The organism is Bacillus sp. ISL-45, assembly GCF_018613195.1.
In the GTDB taxonomy this organism is placed as follows: domain Bacteria; phylum Bacillota; class Bacilli; order Bacillales; family Cytobacillaceae; genus Mesobacillus.
In genome coordinates this window covers 223,450-241,610 of the sequence record NZ_JAGGQQ010000004.1, presented here as the reverse complement: position 1 = coordinate 241,610, position 18,161 = coordinate 223,450, and the positions used below count along the sequence as shown (strand labels likewise).

22 protein-coding genes are annotated in these 18,161 nt (G+C 42.6%); all 22 read left to right on the top strand.

Annotation, left to right across the window (positions count from 1 at the left end; genetic code table 11):
• The first annotated feature begins 3 nt into the window (after window positions 1-3).
• The 22 genes from hslU (at window position 4) to fliP (ending at window position 18,147) form a co-directional block, all read left to right on the top strand.
• Window positions 4-1,410, top strand: coding sequence for an ATP-dependent protease ATPase subunit HslU (gene hslU, locus J7E35_RS04040; protein ID WP_214777180.1), 1,407 nt, complete (start codon window positions 4-6; stop codon window positions 1,408-1,410).
• Window positions 1,411-1,537: 127 nt separating this feature from the next.
• On the top strand, window positions 1,538-2,317 hold the full coding sequence (codY, locus tag J7E35_RS04035) for a GTP-sensing pleiotropic transcriptional regulator CodY (RefSeq protein WP_167831756.1): 780 nt from the start codon (window positions 1,538-1,540) through the stop codon (window positions 2,315-2,317).
• Window positions 2,318-2,819: 502 nt separating this feature from the next.
• Window positions 2,820-3,215 carry a flagellar basal body rod protein FlgB gene (gene flgB, locus J7E35_RS04030; RefSeq protein ID WP_214777178.1) on the top strand — a complete coding sequence of 132 codons (396 nt, stop codon included), beginning with the start codon at window positions 2,820-2,822 and terminating at the stop codon, window positions 3,213-3,215.
• A 2-nt stretch (window positions 3,216-3,217) separates the two neighbouring features.
• The gene (flgC, locus tag J7E35_RS04025) at window positions 3,218-3,667 is read left to right on the top strand and encodes a flagellar basal body rod protein FlgC (protein WP_214777176.1); all 450 of its coding nucleotides are present in this window, start codon (window positions 3,218-3,220) and stop codon (window positions 3,665-3,667) included.
• A 45-nt stretch (window positions 3,668-3,712) separates the two neighbouring features.
• Window positions 3,713-3,991, top strand: coding sequence for a flagellar hook-basal body complex protein FliE (fliE, locus tag J7E35_RS04020; RefSeq protein ID WP_251040772.1), 279 nt, complete (start codon window positions 3,713-3,715; stop codon window positions 3,989-3,991).
• A 75-nt stretch (window positions 3,992-4,066) separates the two neighbouring features.
• Window positions 4,067-5,662 (top strand): flagellar basal-body MS-ring/collar protein FliF, encoded by a 1,596-nt coding sequence (gene fliF / locus J7E35_RS04015; protein WP_214777172.1) that lies wholly within the window; start codon window positions 4,067-4,069, stop codon window positions 5,660-5,662.
• An 11-nt stretch (window positions 5,663-5,673) separates the two neighbouring features.
• Window positions 5,674-6,690 (top strand): flagellar motor switch protein FliG, encoded by a 1,017-nt coding sequence (gene fliG, locus J7E35_RS04010; RefSeq protein WP_192470394.1) that lies wholly within the window; start codon window positions 5,674-5,676, stop codon window positions 6,688-6,690.
• Entirely contained in the window at window positions 6,674-7,444 is a 771-nt protein-coding gene (gene fliH, locus J7E35_RS04005) for a flagellar assembly protein FliH (protein WP_214777170.1), read from the top strand. The genes fliG and fliH overlap by 17 nt, the downstream gene beginning before the upstream one ends.
• Window positions 7,444-8,757 (top strand): flagellar protein export ATPase FliI, encoded by a 1,314-nt coding sequence (gene fliI, locus J7E35_RS04000; protein ID WP_214777718.1) that lies wholly within the window; start codon window positions 7,444-7,446, stop codon window positions 8,755-8,757. The genes fliH and fliI overlap by 1 nt, the downstream gene beginning before the upstream one ends.
• A gap of 7 nt (window positions 8,758-8,764) precedes the next feature.
• The gene (fliJ, locus tag J7E35_RS03995; protein ID WP_214738175.1) at window positions 8,765-9,211 is read left to right on the top strand and encodes a flagellar export protein FliJ; all 447 of its coding nucleotides are present in this window, start codon (window positions 8,765-8,767) and stop codon (window positions 9,209-9,211) included.
• 4 nt (window positions 9,212-9,215) lie between these two features.
• Window positions 9,216-9,815, top strand: coding sequence for a MotE family protein (locus tag J7E35_RS03990; protein ID WP_214777168.1), 600 nt, complete (start codon window positions 9,216-9,218; stop codon window positions 9,813-9,815).
• Between the two features lie 34 nt (window positions 9,816-9,849).
• Window positions 9,850-11,088, top strand: coding sequence for a flagellar hook-length control protein FliK (locus J7E35_RS03985; RefSeq protein ID WP_214777166.1), 1,239 nt, complete (start codon window positions 9,850-9,852; stop codon window positions 11,086-11,088).
• 10 nt (window positions 11,089-11,098) lie between these two features.
• Window positions 11,099-11,728, top strand: a complete 630-nt coding sequence (gene flgD, locus J7E35_RS03980; protein WP_214777164.1) for a flagellar hook assembly protein FlgD — start codon at window positions 11,099-11,101, stop codon at window positions 11,726-11,728.
• Between the two features lie 17 nt (window positions 11,729-11,745).
• Window positions 11,746-12,135 carry a TIGR02530 family flagellar biosynthesis protein gene (locus tag J7E35_RS03975; protein WP_214777162.1) on the top strand — a complete coding sequence of 130 codons (390 nt, stop codon included), beginning with the start codon at window positions 11,746-11,748 and terminating at the stop codon, window positions 12,133-12,135.
• Between the two features lie 80 nt (window positions 12,136-12,215).
• Complete coding sequence (locus J7E35_RS03970; protein WP_214777160.1) at window positions 12,216-13,430, top strand: flagellar hook protein FlgE; 1,215 nt, start codon at window positions 12,216-12,218, stop codon at window positions 13,428-13,430.
• A 54-nt stretch (window positions 13,431-13,484) separates the two neighbouring features.
• Window positions 13,485-13,706, top strand: coding sequence for a flagellar FlbD family protein (locus J7E35_RS03965; protein WP_167831742.1), 222 nt, complete (start codon window positions 13,485-13,487; stop codon window positions 13,704-13,706).
• Window positions 13,696-14,124: a flagellar basal body-associated protein FliL gene (gene fliL, locus J7E35_RS03960; protein WP_214777158.1), complete on the top strand. Its 429-nt coding sequence runs from the start codon at window positions 13,696-13,698 to the stop codon at window positions 14,122-14,124. Before J7E35_RS03965 ends, fliL begins: the two co-directional genes overlap by 11 nt.
• 42 nt (window positions 14,125-14,166) lie before the next feature.
• Complete coding sequence (gene fliM, locus J7E35_RS03955) at window positions 14,167-15,168, top strand: flagellar motor switch protein FliM (RefSeq protein WP_214777156.1); 1,002 nt, start codon at window positions 14,167-14,169, stop codon at window positions 15,166-15,168.
• On the top strand, window positions 15,155-16,420 hold the full coding sequence (gene fliY, locus J7E35_RS03950; protein WP_214777716.1) for a flagellar motor switch phosphatase FliY: 1,266 nt from the start codon (window positions 15,155-15,157) through the stop codon (window positions 16,418-16,420). Before fliM ends, fliY begins: the two co-directional genes overlap by 14 nt.
• Window positions 16,421-16,438: 18 nt before the next feature.
• On the top strand, window positions 16,439-16,801 hold the full coding sequence (locus J7E35_RS03945; protein WP_214777154.1) for a response regulator: 363 nt from the start codon (window positions 16,439-16,441) through the stop codon (window positions 16,799-16,801).
• Between the two features lie 31 nt (window positions 16,802-16,832).
• The gene (locus tag J7E35_RS03940) at window positions 16,833-17,489 is read left to right on the top strand and encodes a flagellar biosynthetic protein FliO (protein ID WP_251040741.1); all 657 of its coding nucleotides are present in this window, start codon (window positions 16,833-16,835) and stop codon (window positions 17,487-17,489) included.
• Window positions 17,482-18,147, top strand: a complete 666-nt coding sequence (gene fliP / locus J7E35_RS03935; RefSeq protein ID WP_214777152.1) for a flagellar type III secretion system pore protein FliP — start codon at window positions 17,482-17,484, stop codon at window positions 18,145-18,147. Before J7E35_RS03940 ends, fliP begins: the two co-directional genes overlap by 8 nt.
• Window positions 18,148-18,161: the final 14 nt, after the last annotated feature.

Sequence of the window (18,161 nt, the reverse complement as noted above, 5' to 3'; positions counted from 1 at the left end):
AGTGTGAAACAAACGACAAGTTTAACTCCAAGGCAGATCGTGGAAAAGCTGGATCAGTATATTATCGGCCAAAAGGATGCTAAAAAAGCTGTTGCAGTTGCTCTCAGAAATAGATATCGCCGCGGCTTGCTCGCTGAAAATATCCGTGATGAAATCATCCCGAAAAATATCCTGATGATTGGTCCGACTGGTGTAGGTAAAACAGAGATTGCCAGAAGAATGGCTAAGTTGGTAGGCGCTCCTTTCGTCAAGGTCGAAGCGACAAAGTTCACTGAAGTCGGCTATGTTGGCCGTGATGTCGAGTCAATGGTAAGAGATCTTGTTGAAACCTCAATCAGGCTAGTGAAAGAGGAAAAAATGGAGCGTGTAAAGGAACCGGCAGAAGAAAACGCAAATCGCCGTCTTGTTGAACTGCTGGTCCCTTCAGCGAAAAAATCCGTCAATTACAAAAATCCGCTAGAAATGTTATTCGGTGGCAGCCAGCAGCAGCCCGAACAAGAGTCTACTCAATCAGAAGACTTAGGGTTATTTGAAAAGCGTAAAATTATCAAGCAAAAGCTCGATCAAGGTGAGCTTGAGGATGAGCTGATAACGGTCGAAGTCGAGGAACAAGCACCTTCCATGTTTGACATGCTCCAGGGCTCGGGAATGGAACAGATGGGAATGAACATGCAGGATGCTTTAAGTGGCTTAGTACCGAAGAAGCTCAAGAAACGAAAGCTTCCTGTTCGTGAAGCGAGGAAGGTATTAATCAATGAAGAGGCCCAAAAGCTGATTGATATGGATGAGGTAACTCAGGAAGCTACATTTCGTGCAGAGCAGGCAGGCATTATATTCATTGATGAGATTGACAAGATTGCCAGCAAGAATTCTGGAGGATCCAGTGCTGATGTTTCGCGTGAAGGTGTTCAGAGGGACATACTGCCTGTTGTGGAAGGGTCGACTGTTAACACGAAATACGGTCCTGTAAAAACAGACCATATCTTATTCGTCGCTGCTGGTGCATTCCATATGGCAAAGCCTTCTGATCTGATACCTGAATTGCAGGGGCGTTTCCCAATCAGGGTAGAGCTGACTAAGCTGACAGTTGAAGACTTTTACAGGATTCTTGTTGAGCCTGATAACGCGCTTACAAAGCAATACGAAGCTTTATTGGAAACTGAAGGTATACAAATTGAATTTTCTGACGATGCTATTCGTAAGATAGCAGAAGTCGCTTATGATGTAAACCAGAATACGGATAATATCGGAGCCAGAAGGCTGCAGACGATCCTTGAGAAGCTGCTGGAAGACCTCAGCTTTGAAGCTCCAGACATCAATCTGGAGAAGGTAGCGATCACTCCGCAATATGTAGAAGAAAAACTAGGCGCTATCTCAAGAAACAAAGATTTAAGCCAGTTCATATTATAATGGTATCGTTTTAATGCATACTCAATAGGGTAGACAAATAAAGGCTGCCTATTGTGCTGAAGTATTGAAACTAGCCAGAAATTAAAATAAATGTAATATTGTTTGACGCAAATAGGAGGAAGAATCAATGGACTTACTATCAAAAACTAGAAAAATTAATGCCCTGCTCCAAAAAGCTGCCGGCAAACCGGTAAACTTTAAAGAAATGTCAGAGACGCTAAGCGAAGTCATCGAAGCGAATATCTTTGTTGTCAGCCGCAGAGGGAAACTTTTAGGCGTAGGAATCAATCAGCAGATTGAAAACGAGCGCATGGTAAAAATGCTTGAAGACCGCCAATTCCCTGAAGAATACACAAAGAATCTTTTCAATATCCAGGAGACATCACCTAACCTGGATGTGGACAGTGAATATACAGCATTCCCTGTTGAAAACAAAGAACTTTTCAAAAACGGGTTAACAACGATCGTGCCGATCATCGGCGGCGGTGAGCGCCTGGGTACACTGATACTTGCCCGTCTTGAGGAACAATTCCACGATGATGACCTTATTCTTGCAGAATATGGCGCAACCGTGGTAGGGATGGAAATCCTTCGTGAAAAGGCTGAAGAGATTGAAGATGAGGCTCGCAGCAAAGCTGTAGTACAAATGGCAATCAGTTCTCTATCCTATAGTGAACTTGAAGCGATTGAGCACATCTTCGAAGAACTGAACGGAAAAGAAGGCTTGCTTGTAGCTTCAAAAATCGCTGACAGAGTCGGCATCACTCGTTCTGTAATCGTCAACGCACTGCGCAAGCTGGAAAGCGCAGGCGTTATCGAGTCCCGTTCCCTTGGAATGAAAGGAACTTATATCAAGGTTTTAAATGACAAGTTCCTGTTTGAACTTGAAAAGCTTAAGAGCAACTAAATAAAGAATAAAAAAATCCGCTGATCTTCAGCGGATTTTTTTTATGTTAAAGACCATCTGGATACACGTAATAAACAACCAGAAGCAAAAGGAGTCAACAGCACAATGTTACAAAATTATTGCGATTCTTTTACTCCCCTCCTTTTAGCACACGAGAACTAATGATTTCGATAAAGAAAATAATGGAAAAAGGATAAAGAAATCTAGGTATTTTAACCCTTAAGCAATTTAGAAACCAACCAATTTTTACATCGTTATTCCCATCTTTTTTTTAAAACTTTACAAAAATCTGGTGTGAATTAATAAAAATATAAAAAATAGTAAACCGATAGGTCTTTTAGCCTATTTTGAAAAATGAGCATTATGCATGATAAAAATTAACCGAAAGTACATAGACAGATTATTTCAGATTCTTTACAATTAGGAATATAATGACGAAATTCAGCAAAGAATTACAAAATCCAGCAAAATAATCCAGTGTGGCAATTGCGAGGTGCAAAAATTGAAGTTGTTTTCAAATACAGTATCAACCCTCGAACATGCGTTGAACTATTCTTCGTCGAAGCAGAAAGTCATTTCGCAGAATATCGCGAATGTTGATACACCGAATTATAAAGCGAAGGATGTCTCCTTTAAGGCTGTGTTCCAGGATGTTATGGGGCAATCCTTTCAAGCAAATAGATCTGACGCCCGGCATTATGAATTCAGCAGCAGGGCGAGCCGTTTGCCTGGAGTCGTTAATAATCCGTATGTGAATTATAACGAAAATGGGAACAGTGTTGATTTGGATAAAGAAATGGCCGACCTGGCTACGAACCAAATTTACTATAATGCGCTGACTGAGAGGATTAATGGGAAATTCAACTCTCTTCAAACAGTCATTAGGGGAGGTAAGTAAGAATGAGCATGTTTCATAGCATGAACACAACATCTTCTGCGTTGACTGCCCAGCGCCTCAGGATGGATGTCATCTCTTCGAATATGGCGAACGTCGATTCGACAAGAGGGGTAAATGGAGAGCCATACCGGAGGAAAATGGTTGTCCTTGAACCTAAAGAAGGAAACTTTTCTTCATTCCTTAATAGAGCAATGGGGAAAACAGAAGGAGCCGGGGCAGGAAATGGGGTTAAAGTATCAAGAATTGTAGAGGACAGAGAAAATCCGCTTAAGATGGTATATGATCCTGAACACCCTGATGCTGATCAAGAAGGATACGTTGCTTACCCGAATGTAGATCCTTTAAGGGAAATGGTGGATTTGATAAGCGCTACTCGTTCTTATGAAGCCAATGTCACAGTTTTTAACGCTTCCAAGGGTATGATGATGAAAGCCCTTGAGATCGGTAAATAAGGAGATAACTAAATGAACTCAGCTGGGATTAATTCTGTCAGCCAAATGGTCCAACCATTTCAAACAAAAGTGTCTACTCCCACACCTACACCATACGAAGCACAAAAAAGTTTTTCGTCCGTACTTAAGAAGTCTGTTGAAAATTTAAATAACACACAGCTTCAGTCAGATGCGATGACAAATAAATTGGCTCGTGGGGAAAATGTTGACCTTCATCAGGTAATGATTGCAAGCCAAAAGGCGAGCATTACACTGCAGGCTACAATGGAAGTCAGGAATAAAGTGGTTGAAGCATATCAGGAAATGATGAGAATGCAAGTTTAATAATTAGCTAAAAACTAAGATTAGATCGGTTATTAGCTGTATAAAAAGAAGAGACTTAATAACCGGGGGATTGAAATGAAAGAAACCGTTCAAAAGTATATACATACAATGAAGGATTTCTGGCAAGGGCGCACCAGAAAGCAAAAAATCGGTCTTGGTGCGTCTATTTTCTTTGTTCTAATAGTTGCCGTCCTTACAGCTTATTTCACTACCAGGACATCTCTTGAGCCACTTTACAGCAATCTGTCACCTGCTGAGACAGGGAGCATCAAAGAGAGCCTTGATGCCAGAGGCATACCATCCGAGATTGCCGATGGCGGGAAAACGATCCTGGTACCGGCAGAGTCAGTTGACAGCTTAAAAGTCGAGCTTGCGGCTGAAGGGATTCCTAAGTCGGGCAGCATCGATTATACCTTTTTTAGCCAAAATGCTGGAATGGGTATGACAGACAATGAGTTCTTTGTTCTGAAGCTTGAAGCAATGCAGACTGAATTGGCGAATTTGATGAAGGGGATCGATGGAGTAAACGATGCTAAGGTAATGATTAACCTTCCTGAAAAAGGGATTTTTGTTAGCGATAATGAGCAGCCTGCATCGGCTTCCATCGTACTAAATACAAGCCCAGGCTATCAATTCAAGGAAGACCAAATAAGCGCACTGTATCACTTAGTGGCTAAAAGTGTACCGAACCTTCCTACAGATAATATCGTCATCATGAATCAGTTTTTTGAGTACTTTGATCTAAAAAATGAAAATAATTCCAGTGGGGCATCTTTTGCGTCCCAGCATCAGATTAAACAGCAGATTGAAAGAGATGTCCAAAGACAAGTGCAAAATATGCTGGGAACCCTTATGGGTCACGACAAGGTAGTCGTTTCAGTAACTGCCGATATAGACTTTACCCAGGAAAACAGAGAAGAAAACATCGTAGAGCCTGTTGATCAAGAAAATATGGAAGGAATCGCAATCAGCGCCCAGCGGATTACTGAAACTTTCACAGGGAACGCCGACCAGGCCGGTGGGATTCCTGAGGGAGGCAATCCCGGTGAAACGACCGGATCCCAATACTTGGAGGGTGCAAATGGTAATGGCGATTATGAAAGAGTCGAAGAAACAATAAATAATGAAGTCAGCCGGATCCGCAAGGAAATTACCGAAAGCCCATACAAGGTGAGAGACCTCGGCATCCAAGTCATGGTAGAACCGCCGACACCGGATGACGAAAGTTCACTGCCGCAGGAAAGAGTCGAAGATATTACAAGAATCCTTGGCACGATTGTCAGGACAACGATTGATAAGGATGCTCTTGGAACGGAGCTGACCGATGAGTTAATAGAAGACAAGGTCGTTGTATCTGTGCAGCCGTTCAATGGAAAGGTTACATTCGAGAATAACGTTGTAGAAAAACTGCCTTGGTGGATATATCTTGTAGGAGGTTTGTTGCTCGCCGCAATCGTAATCCTGCTGCTTCTATTCATGAGATCCAGGAAGAATGCAGTTGAAGAAGAAGAATATGTAATGGAAGAAAAGTATGAGCAAATCCGTGTTCCTGATGTGAACAAGGAATTTGAGACAGAGGGGACAATGAAGAAAAAGCAGCTGGAAAAAATGGCGAAAGAAAAGCCAGAGGATTTCGCGAAATTATTGCGAACATGGATTTCTGAGGATTAGGAGGAGGACCAATGGTGAGGAAAGACCAAAAAGAATTAACAGGAAAACAGAAGGCTGCAATCCTCCTGATCTCGCTAGGGCCAGATGTTTCGGCTTCAGTTTATAAGCATTTAAGTGAAGAAGAAATCGAGAAACTTACACTTGAAATCTCTGGTGTGAAGAAGGTTGACTCGATGGCAAAGGAAGAAATTCTGGAAGAGTTCCACAGTATCGCGCTGGCACAGGATTATATCACACAAGGTGGAATTGGCTACGCTAAAACGGTATTGGAAAAAGCACTGGGAACTGATCAGGCCGCAGTGATCATCAATAGATTGACCTCATCACTGCAAGTGAGGCCATTTGATTTTGCGCGAAAAGCGGATGCCGGACAAATTCTCAATTTCATTCAAAATGAGCATCCGCAAACAATTGCTCTTATACTTTCTTATTTAGACTCGGCACAAGCAGGCCAGATTTTATCTGAACTGCCACAGGATGTCCAGGCTGATATCGCCAGGCGCATAGCCGTGATGGACAGCACATCACCAGAAATCATCAATGAAGTGGAGCAGATTCTTGAAAGGAAGCTCTCTGCAACTGTTACTCAGGACTATACGCAAACTGGCGGTATTGAGGCTGTTGTTGATGTATTGAATGGAGTGGACCGTGCAACCGAGCGGACGATTCTTGATGCCCTGGAAATCCAGGATCCAGAGCTTGCAGAGGAAATCAAGAAGCGGATGTTCGTGTTCGAAGATATTGTCACACTTGATAACCGGGCAATCCAGCGTGTTATCAGAGACTGTGAAAATGAAGATCTCATGCTTGCTCTTAAAGTATCAAGTGATGAAGTGAAAGAAATTGTCTTTAAAAATATGTCTAAGCGGATGGTTGAAACCTTCCAGGATGAAATGGAATTCATGGGTCCTGTAAGACTGCGGGATGTCGAAGAAGCCCAGTCCAGGATTGTAGCAATTATTCGACGTCTGGAAGAAGCCGGTGAAATCGTCATTGCCCGTGGCGGGGGAGATGATATTATTGTCTAGGCTCATCAAATCTCAATACACCAGTACCTTGCCTGCAGAAAAAAAGGTCATTTCCATCCGGATGTTGGAAGCATCAAATCAACATGAGGATCCACAGGTATTCACTCATACAGAAGATGAAAGAAGGAGGATCCTGGATAATGCGGCAGCAGCAGCAGATAACATTGTGTCCAGGGCCATTGAAGAAGCAGAGCAGATCCGTCAGCAAATCTACCTGGAGAAGCAAGAATGGGAGCAGCAAAGTTCCCTCTTAGCCGAAGAATCCAGGCAGCTTGGTTTTGAGCAAGGCTATCAAGAAGGCAAAAACCAGGGTTATGCAGAATATCGTCAAACAATCCTGTTTGCTCAGGAAACAGTTGAAGCGGCGAAACGGGATTACCAGAATCATATTGAATCAGCAGAAAAGGTCATTCTTGATCTCGGAGTGAAAATTGCAGGGAAGATACTTGGTGAAAAACTAGCAGCAGCTGAAGGTTTCCTTACCCTGGTAAAAAGAGCATTAAAAAATTCCAGAGATTATAAGGATATTCAGTTGCATGTACATCCAAAACATTACCAGGACCTGCTTTCTCAAAAAGAAGAACTGATTGCCATCTTTCCAAAGGATATTGATTTTTATATCTACCCGGATGATGAGCTTGAGGAGACTTCGTGCATCATAGAATCAGAAAATGGCAGGATTGACGCAAGTGTAGACAGCCAATTGGAGGAAATCAAAATTAAGCTGTTTGAAATGCTGGAGAGTGAACAATGATGAAGGCCGAGGATTTATTGGAACATGTCGACTTTGTGGATAGTTTTAAACGTTACGGACGTGTAAAAAGAGTTATCGGCTTGATGATTGAATCCCAGGGTCCTGAAAGTTCAATAGGTGATGTGTGCTTTATCCATGTTGGCACTAAGAAAAAGCGGAAAATACAGGCTGAGGTTGTCGGCTTTCAAGATGAAAATGTCATTTTGATGCCGTATACATCCATTCATGATATATCACCTGGAAGTCTGGTTGAAACGACAATGAAACCGCTTGAAATCAAAGCTGGGCCTGGTTTGATCGGGAAAGTAGTGGATTCTCTGGGGGTTCCGCTCGACCAATCAAGCCTGCCAAAAGGATTGGCATCCGTTCCAACAGAACAAGATCCGCCCAACCCTTTGAGCAGGCCGCCAATCTCAGAACCAATCGAAGTTGGAGTCCGGATGATTGACAGCCTGCTCACAGTCGGCAGCGGCCAGCGTGTTGGGATCTTTGCCGGAAGTGGTGTCGGGAAGAGTACGTTGCTGGGAATGATTGCGAGAAATACTAACGCAGACCTGAATGTTATTGGACTTATTGGTGAGCGTGGACGGGAAGTCAGGGAATTCATAGAACGTGATTTGGGGCCGGAAGGGTTAAAACGTTCAATTGTGGTTGTCGCAACTTCTGACCAGCCTGCATTGATGCGGATTAAAGGTGCCTATACGGCAACAGCCATCGCAGAGTATTTTCGCGACAAAGGTTTGAATGTCATGCTGATGATGGATTCTGTTACACGGGTAGCGATGGCCCAGCGGGAAGTAGGACTGGCAGTTGGCGAACCACCTACCACGAAAGGCTATACTCCTTCCGTCTTCGCCATCCTTTCGAGGCTCCTCGAAAGGACAGGGACAAATGAATTTGGATCAATAACAGGCTTTTATACTGTGCTTGTAGATGGTGATGACATGAATGAGCCGATCGCCGACACGGTGCGGGGAATTCTTGATGGCCACTTTGTATTGGACAGGGACTTAGCCAATAAAGGCCAATACCCGGCAGTGAACGTGTTAAAAAGCATAAGCCGAATCATGAATAATATTGTCTCCGATGACCATGTCAAAGCAGCAGAAAGATTGAGGGAATTATTAAGTACCTATATCAATGCTGAGGATCTGATTAATATCGGCGCATATAAAAAAGGCACATCTGTGGAAATAGACGAAGCAATTATGAGATATCCACAAATCCTTAATTTCTTAAAACAAGGAACCAATGAAAAAGTTTCAATAAATGAGAGTGTCCAGGCTCTATTGCAACTGGTAAGGAAAGGTTGATGGTTCAATGAGATATCAATTCAAGTTTGATAAGATCCTTTCACTCAAAACGAGAGAAGTGGACGAAGCTCAAGTCGTTTACCAGGATTCAGTCAAAAAATTCGAAGAGGCTGCTGACCGACTCTATCATCTGCTGAAGAAAAAAGAGGACATTGAGTGTTTCCAATCAGACCGGCTGCTGGATGGTTTGCCAGTCCAGGAAATACGACACCATCAACAATTTATCGGAAATCTGGAAAAATCGATTGCTCACTATCAAAAAGTCGTGATGAACGCTAGAAATATCATGAACTATCAACAAGTGAAGCTGATGGAAAAAAATCAAGAAGTAAAAAAGTACGAAAAAATCAAAGAGAAAGACCATCTTCAATTTCTTGCAGCTGAAAAATATGCAGAGAGCAGGATGATGGACGAAGTCTCGATTCAGCAATACATGAACCGGGAAATTAGGTGATCGAATGGCGCAGAAAGTGGAGGAAAAGGAAAGTCAGGAAGAAAATAAGTTCCATTGGTTTTTGATGGTGGTTGCCATCCCAAGCATGTTTGCAGTTGTTATTGCTCTGGTTGCTCTTTCGATACTGGGGATCAATATTTTTGAAACTGCGAAGGACATTGGCGGAAAAGTACCATTCATTTCTCAGTATGTGAGTGAAGAGAACCAGCCGTCCACCGAGGAATTTGAAAAGAATATCATCAGCCTTGAAGCGGAAATTAAAGACCGGGAAGCAAAAATGGAACAACTGGAGTCGAAAATCGACAGCAAGGATACACAGCTGAAACGTATGGAACTGGAAAAAGCACAGCTACAGGCACAAATAGAGGAATTGACTGCGATCCAGGAAGAAAACAAGCGAGCATTCCGGGAAATCGTCAAAACGTATGAAACGATGTCAGCAAAGAGTGCGGCACCGATTATCTCCAATATGGACACGGACGAAGCAGTTAAGATTCTGACAAATATCAAGCCGGAATCACTAGCTGCCATTATGGAAAAACTCCCAGCCGAAGAAGCAGCTAAGTATACAGAATTACTGACGAATGAAACGAACGGAAATTAGTTAATTCCACGAAACTTGAGAGGAGGTGAAAAAAATGGAAATTGGAGGACTGGGATCCTTTAATGCCATCCCGTCGGGAAAGCAGAATGTGGCAGAAAAAAGAGAAACGGGAGGAACTTTTGCCGGGTTAATGTCAACAGTTTTATCAGGGAAAACTAATCCAGCCGCAGCAACTGGAGCAGATAAAGATGGAGAAAAGCTCGGGAAACTAAGTTCGCTGGCAGAACTAATTAACGTATCGGACCTTTTAGAGCGAGAAGATGGGATGAAGCTTCTGGATATGCTGAATTCAGATTCTGGAAGTCTATTAAACAAGGCGCTGTCACAACTTGGGATCAATAATGAAGAATTAAAACTTTTTATCCAAAAGTGGTCCGGTGCTGATGGAGAGAAATTGGCGAATGCCTCTGATGAAGAGCTGCTGGCTTCCATAGCGGTGTTATTAACAGGGATTGCCAATCAGCCTGCTGATGAACTATTGGTGAAGTTAGACCAAAGTGATGTACAAGCCTTAAAGGCACTGAAGCTATATGAATTAATGTCCAGATATGCTGATGGTCAAGGTTTTAAAAACTCTGATTCTATAAAGGAATCTTTGAAAAGTCTCGGTGAAGCATTAAAGAACCTTTTGGGAACAAATAACACCAATTCAACTACCGATTATTTACAAAAACGATTTACCCAGTTAGCTGGCGACCTAAACCTTGGTTCGAAAAAAATCTTTTCGGAGGGTAATAGTTTAGTTGACCATAGCTCAGTTTTAAAGACGGACGGTCCAACAGGAACACTTGGTTTCCTGCCGCAAATGACCAAGGCTGAACAGCTGGTGTTAACGATGAACAGCCCAGAAAGGCCAGTTTCAGCTGATCAATTAATGAAGCAGTTTGAATCGATCCTTTCAAAATCGCATTTTATGAATAGTGGTGGAACACAAAAATTATTCATTAAGTTATTCCCTGAGCACCTGGGCAGCATTCGGATTGAACTTTTCCAGAGGGACCAAACGATGATGGCAAGAATCATAACCACCTCTGGTACAGCAAAGGAAACGCTCGAATCGCAAATCAATGGATTGAAACAAGCTTTTGCTGCACAGAACCTTTCGGTTGACAGGATTGAAGTGACTCAGCAGCAGGCTCAGCAAGAACGATTCCTAAACAAGGATTCCGAGCAGCAGGAAAGACATTCAGACAGAGGGCAGCAAGAAAAGAAAGACGAAAAGGGGGATTTTAATCTCTCTTTTGAAGAGGCACTGCTAAATACTGAAGCTTAGGAGATAGACAATGGTGAATACAATCAATTCTACTTATCTACTGTCCAATCTTCAAAAGGACAGGAAAGCTGGTTCAGATATTCTCGGGAAAGATGATTTTTTGAAAATCCTGATGACCCAGCTGCAGAATCAGGATCCTTTGAATCCGATGCAGGATAAAGATTTCATAGCACAAATGGCAACATTTTCGACACTTGAGCAAATCACGAATATGGGAAAATCAATCGACCGTTTTGTGCAGGCTGAACAGCAAAACAAAATGATTTCCTATAGCCAGTTTGTGGGCAAGGATATTACCTGGCACAGGATTGAAAGTGCAAATGGTGAGGAAACCGTTAAACAAGGGAATGGAAAGGTTGCCTCGGTCCAGTTCAAGGAAGATACCGTTTCTTTTGTACTTGAGGACGGCACGACGCTGGAACCAGCGAATATTTCGCAGATCAATGAGTTATCAAGCGAAAATCATATGCTGCAGGCGAGCATGTTGATTGGAAAGACCATTACCTATCTTGATGAAAATAACCAAGAGAAATCTGCTAATGTCCTGTCTGTTTCATTTAAAAATGGAAAGACATCTTATTTGCTGGATGATGAGAAAAACACAAGCATCATTTCTTCACAGATTACAAAAATTCAATAACATAAGGAAGTGATGTAATGGATAAAACGCAATTCCGTCCAATTCATTCACTGCCTGTTAACAGGAATCACCAAAAACCAGCGAATGCTAACAAGTTAACACAAACACCTTTTTCCTTGCAATTGCAGAGTGCCATCGAATCAAAGAATGGACTGACCATAAGCAAGCATGCAACTGAACGTTTGGAGCAGCGAGGAATTAACATATCCCAGGAGCGCTGGAACAGGATTGAGGAAAAAGTTAGTCAGGCTAAAGCCAAAGGCGTGAGTGATTCACTTGTTCTGCTGAAAGACGCGGCGCTGATTGTCAGCGCGAAAAACAACACGGTCATTACAGCTATGGGCAGGCAGGAAGCAGCAGAACAAATATTCACCAATATAAATGGAACGATCGTCATGGAAAATTAAAATAAATAGGCTGGACCTTTACGGAGGCCTGGGCTGTGGACCGATTGAAGCAGCCCCCAAATCGAAAGGAGTTTTAAATAATGCTTCGTTCAATGTACTCAGGAATCAGTGGAATGAAAAACTTCCAAACAAAACTCGACGTAATCGGCAACAATATTGCCAATGTAAATACCTACGGTTTCAAAAAGGGCCGTGTTACTTTTAAGGACACAATGAATCAAACCATTTCCGGTGCTAGTGCTGCTACAGAGAATAAGGGCGGCAAAAATCCGATGCAGGTAGGTTTAGGTTCCACAATCGCCAGCATTGACTTGATCGATACACAATCAAGCCTGCAGACAACAGGACGCGCTCTTGACCTCGCCATTTCAGGAGATGGCTACTTCGTTGTAAAACAAGGGCAATCCCAAATGTATACCCGTGCCGGAAACTTCTATTTGGATGATAACGGGACACTCGTTACTGGTGAGGGATTGAAGGTGCAATCACTCAATAATGGAATTCTTGAGGACATTACTGTTAACGTTAATTCTCTATTGCCAGCAAAACAGACGAACCAATTAGTGATGAAAGGAAATCTTCCGAAAGATGCAAAGGGCTCTTCTGAATTGCTTCAGCAATTAAAAGTTGTAGATGGAAACGGGATAGAACATGTAATTGATATGACGATCAAGCCGAATGGTGCAACTGGAGCAGCAAATGGTAACTGGACTGTATCTTTTGTGGATAAATCCATCCCGGTAGCTGATCCCACCCAGCCAAATCCAAATATTACGACGGTCAACATCCAGATACCGACAAATACACCACAAAATATTACTTTGCAACTTAATAATGGGTCAGGTACACCGGTACCATTTAATGTTGCTTTACCAATTGAAGACTTAACTGCCGACGGAGGCAGCATGGACGCAAACGCCTACCCTGACGGTAATACCCAGGGCGCGCTCGAAAGCTTTAACATTGGCTCAACTGGTGAGATAAATGGTGTCTTTTCAAACGGATTAGTCCTTACGCTTGGCCAATTGGCACTCGCTAAATTCAGTAATCCATCAGGGCTTTCCAAGATAGGGAATAACACATTCCAGGAATCAGTCAACTCGGGTACACCCAATATCAATGTCCCTGGTGAAGGAAGAGGATCCATTGCGGCAGGTGCGCTTGAGATGTCCAATGTAGACCTTTCTGAGGAGTTTACCGAAATGATCACGGCTCAGCGTGGTTTCCAGGCAAATACTAGAATTATTACAACCTCGGATGAAATTCTTCAAGAATTGATTAACCTAAAACGATAGACTAGGAGAGGAGCAGGGCTGAAAGGGAGATCCTTTTAGCCCCTGTGAATTATTGTGATTAAAGTAACGAAATTAAACGGTAAATCATTTAGGATTAATTCATTATTTATCGAAGTAGTAGAAGCTTTTCCGGACACAACGATTACCTTAACCAATGGACGAAAGTATGTCGTAAGGGAAAGTGAAGACGAAGTGAGCAAATTGATCCAGGAATTTTATCAGAGTGTCGGCCTTCTTGGAGGGCGAATGTTGGAGGAACTGAATCATGAAGAATAATAAACTGGTAATGATTATGTCGGTCATGCTGGTAGCCATATTGCTTGTAGGGACGATCGCAGTTGTAGCGGTTATGAAGCTTACAGCTGAAGATGGTGAAAAAGAGCCAAGCATCGATGAGGTGCTGGAGGCTTCCGTAGACATTCCCGAGGTAACGACGAACCTTGCATCAAATGATTTTATAAAGATTTCTTTTAAAATTGAAACAGACGGCAAAAAGGCGAAGGAAGAGCTGGAAAAGAGAGATTTTCAGGTGAAAAACCTGATTATTTATGAACTATCCGAGAAAAAGGCAGAAGAGCTGCAAGGCAAGGAAGGCAAGATGAACCTTGAAGAAGTCCTGAAAACGAAGATAAATGACCTGATGCTTGACGGAAAGGTCAAAAAGGTCTACATAACAGGTTCTCTCCTCCAATAACAGATTGAATTAAATTACCGTAACTATATGGAGGTGAGGAGCATGTCGGGAGATGTATTGTCGCAAAGCGAAATTGATGCTTTGTTATCAGCATTATCAACAGGAGAAATGGATGCGGATGAATTAAAGAAAGAACAAGTAGAAAAAAGGGTTAAAGTTTATGATTTTAGAAGAGCTTTACGTTTCTCGAAAGATCAAATCCGCAGCCTTACCCGAATCCATGAAAACTTTGCCAGGTTATTGACTACTTTTTTCTCCGCCCAGTTAAGGACATATGTAAACATCAGTGTCGCGTCTGCTGACCAGATCCCCTATGAGGAATTCATCCGGTCCATTCCCAAGATGACGATATTGAATGTATTTGATGTAGAACCACTGGAGGGCAGGATCCTGATGGAGGTCAACCCTAACATTGCATACGCTATGATGGACAGGCTGCTTGGAGGAAAAGGGGCAAGCCATAATAAAGTCGATAGCTTGACAGAAATCGAAACCAGGATCATGTCCAATATGTTTGAGAAAGCATTTGAAAATTTCCAGGAAGCATGGGGTTCGATTTCCGATATCGATCCGCAGCTTTCGGAATTTGAAATCAATCCGCAATTTTTGCAGATAGTTTCGCCAAATGAAACCGTCGTGGTGATTTCTTTGAACACTACGATCGGAGAAGCAAGCGGAATGATTAATATATGCATACCGCATGTAGTACTGGAGCCGATTATTCCTAAATTGTCAGTGAAATATTGGATGCAGTCCGATAAGAAACAAAGCTTGCCAATCGAAAATTCAGTACTGCAGAGTGAAATCCAAAAGGCTGATGTTTCAATTACAGCGGAAATGGGCTCGTCTGAAATCTCGATCCAGGACTTCCTGATGCTTGATATCGGCGATGTAATTGAACTGAATCAGCAAATAGACCAGCCTTTACTGATAAAAGTCGGAGAGATCCCTAAATTTGTTGGACAGCCAGGGAAATTGAACAAAAAGTTAGCCATTCAAGTGTTTGATACATTCAAGGGGGGAGACGATGATGGTGAGCGATGACATGTTATCTCAAGATGAAATTGATGCGCTTCTAAGAGGAACCTCTGAGGAAGCAGAAGAAACAGAAAGTGCAATAAACGTGGATGACTATTTTTCTTTCATGGAAAGAGATGCGTTAGGAGAAATAGGCAATATATCATTCGGCAGTTCAGCCACTGCACTATCAACTTTATTGAACCAGAAGGTGGAAATTAATACTCCTACGGTTTCATTGGTGCATAAATCAAAATTGGAAGATGCATTTCCAGATCCTTATGTGGCCGTACAGGTTCATTACACAGAAGGTTTTACCGGCAGCAATATGCTTGTCATCCAGCAGAATGACGCGGCAATCATAGCAGATTTAATGCTGGGCGGTGATGGATTAAACCCAAGGGATTTACTGGACGAAATCCAGCTGAGTGCCGTACAAGAGGCAATGAACCAGATGATGGGATCTGCGGCTACCTCCATGTCGACAGTCTTTAGCAAAAGAGTGGATATTTCACCTCCCAATATCAATCTGTTGAATGTCATTGAAGGTGAAGGCACTGAATCGATTCCTGAGGATGATATTTTGGTGAAGGTATCTTTCTCGTTAAAAATCGGCAATTTAATAGATTCAAATATTATGCAGCTTTTGCCAGTCACATTCGCTAAAAGTCTGGTTGACGAACTCTTGAATCCAGGAGCAGCCCAGGAGGCAGTACCGGAAAAACCGGCACCAGCTATCCCGCAAAGTCATCCGGTTGAACAAAGCAAAGTTAATCCTATCCAGGAAAACCAAAATAATGCCCATTATCAGCCAGTGCAACAGCCGGAATATCAAGGACATCAGGAGCCGGCTTATTATCAGCAGCCAGCCTATCAAAACGTTCCGCAACAACAAGGCTATTCTCAGCCGATGCCTGCGGGACCACAGCACTTTGGCAATGTGATGACTGGCGCACAGCCTACGGTTCAGCCAGCAGTGTTTTCCAGCTTTGAATCATCACAGCCGCAGCCGGCGGAAACAAAGAACCTGGATATGCTGCTTGATATCCCGCTGCAGGTGACAGTTGAACTGGGCAGGACGAAGCGCTCAGTAAGAGACATCCTTGAGCTCGGATCAGGTTCAATTATCGAACTGGACAAGCTCGCTGGAGAACCAGTCGATATCCTGGTTAACAATCGATTGATTGCCCAGGGAGAAGTAGTAGTGATTGATGAGAATTTTGGTGTCCGTGTTACTGATATAATCAGCCAGAGCGATCGCATTAAAAAATTAAAATAATCTTCAGGGGGAATTTCAATGGCGAACAAGATTTTAGTCGTAGACGATGCGGCTTTCATGAGAATGATGATTAAGGACATTTTGACAAAAAACGGCTTTGAGGTTATCGCAGAAGCAGCAGACGGTGCACAGGCACTTGAAAAATATAAAGAATTCCAGCCTGACCTTGTCACAATGGATATTACCATGCCGGAAATGGATGGTATCACTTCATTAAAGGAAATCAAAAAAATCAATCCGAACGCAAAGGTCATCATGTGTTCAGCAATGGGCCAGCAAGCGATGGTCATTGATGCAATCCAGGCAGGAGCTAAAGATTTCATCGTAAAACCATTCCAGGCAGACCGTGTTATTGAAGCTATTTCCAAAACACTAAGCTAGTGAACTTTTATCATTTAGAGGGTGCGGCAAATTGTTAAGATTAATCCGAACTGCCTCGACAATTCTTTTCTTATTAGCTGCTCTGTTCAGTCCAATTGGCTTGGCGAGCGCAGAGCAGCTAAATAAAAGTGTGAAGGATTGTTTGAAAAATCCTGAGTCCTGTGATGATGGACAGGCAGATAATACAACAAACCAATCAGACGATGAAAAATCCCAGGTAGGGGTCAGTTTCCTGGATTTCGTCAGGATGATTCTTGCTACCGCCTTTGTGGCAGCATTAATCTACTTCCTCCTCAAATTCATCAATAAGAAAAGCATGACCTATAAAAGCTCGCAGCTTGTTGAGAATCTTGGAGGCACAAGCCTTGGTGCCAACAGGTCGGTACAGATCGTCAAAGCGGGTAATAAGCTGCTTATTGTTGGTGTGGGAGAAAATATACAGCTTTTAAAAGAAATTGACGACCCGGAGGAGTACAGCCAAGTCATCCAGGACTATAACAATAAAATGGAGCAGCTTGTACAGCCAAGCGATATTGTGACAAAGTTGCTTAAAAGAGCGAAAAGAGATGGCGGCAATCAGCGTTCCGAATTTTCCGCATTGCTGAAGGACCAGCTGAATGATATGGCAAGCGGAAGAAAGAAAATGCTTGAGGAGATACAGAAGAAAGGGTCAGAAAAAAATGAATGAGTTTATGGAGTTTTTCAACAGCAGTACTCCTGAGAGTGTATCAACATCCGTAAAGCTGATGCTCCTGCTGACTGTACTTTCGATTGCGCCAGGCATCTTGATTTTAATGACAAGTTTTACAAGGATCATCATCGTTCTTTCCTTTGTCAGAACGGCGCTTGCAACACAGCAAATGCCGCCTAACCAAGTGTTGGTCGGGCTTGCGATGTTCCTGTCATTCTTTATCATGGCACCTACTTTCCATGAAGTGAATGAACAAGCTCTGACGCCTTTATTTAATGAAGAAATCAATTTGGAGCAAGCCTATGAGCGGGCGTCAGTTCCCTTCAAGGAATTCATGAGCGCGCATACGAGGCAGAAGGATTTGGCGTTATTTCTGGAGTATTCAAAGGCTGAAACTCCTGAATCTATTCAGGATATCCCTTTGACTGCCCTCGTACCTGCATTTGCCATCAGTGAAATCAAAACAGCTTTCCAGATTGGATTTATGATTTTCATCCCTTTTCTGGTGATCGATATGGTAGTGGCTAGTGTCCTTATGTCCATGGGTATGATGATGCTTCCGCCCGTTATGATTTCCCTTCCATTTAAGATTTTACTTTTTGTCATGGTAGATGGATGGTATTTAGTCGTGAAATCATTATTACAAAGTTTTTAAGCAGGTGAATGAAA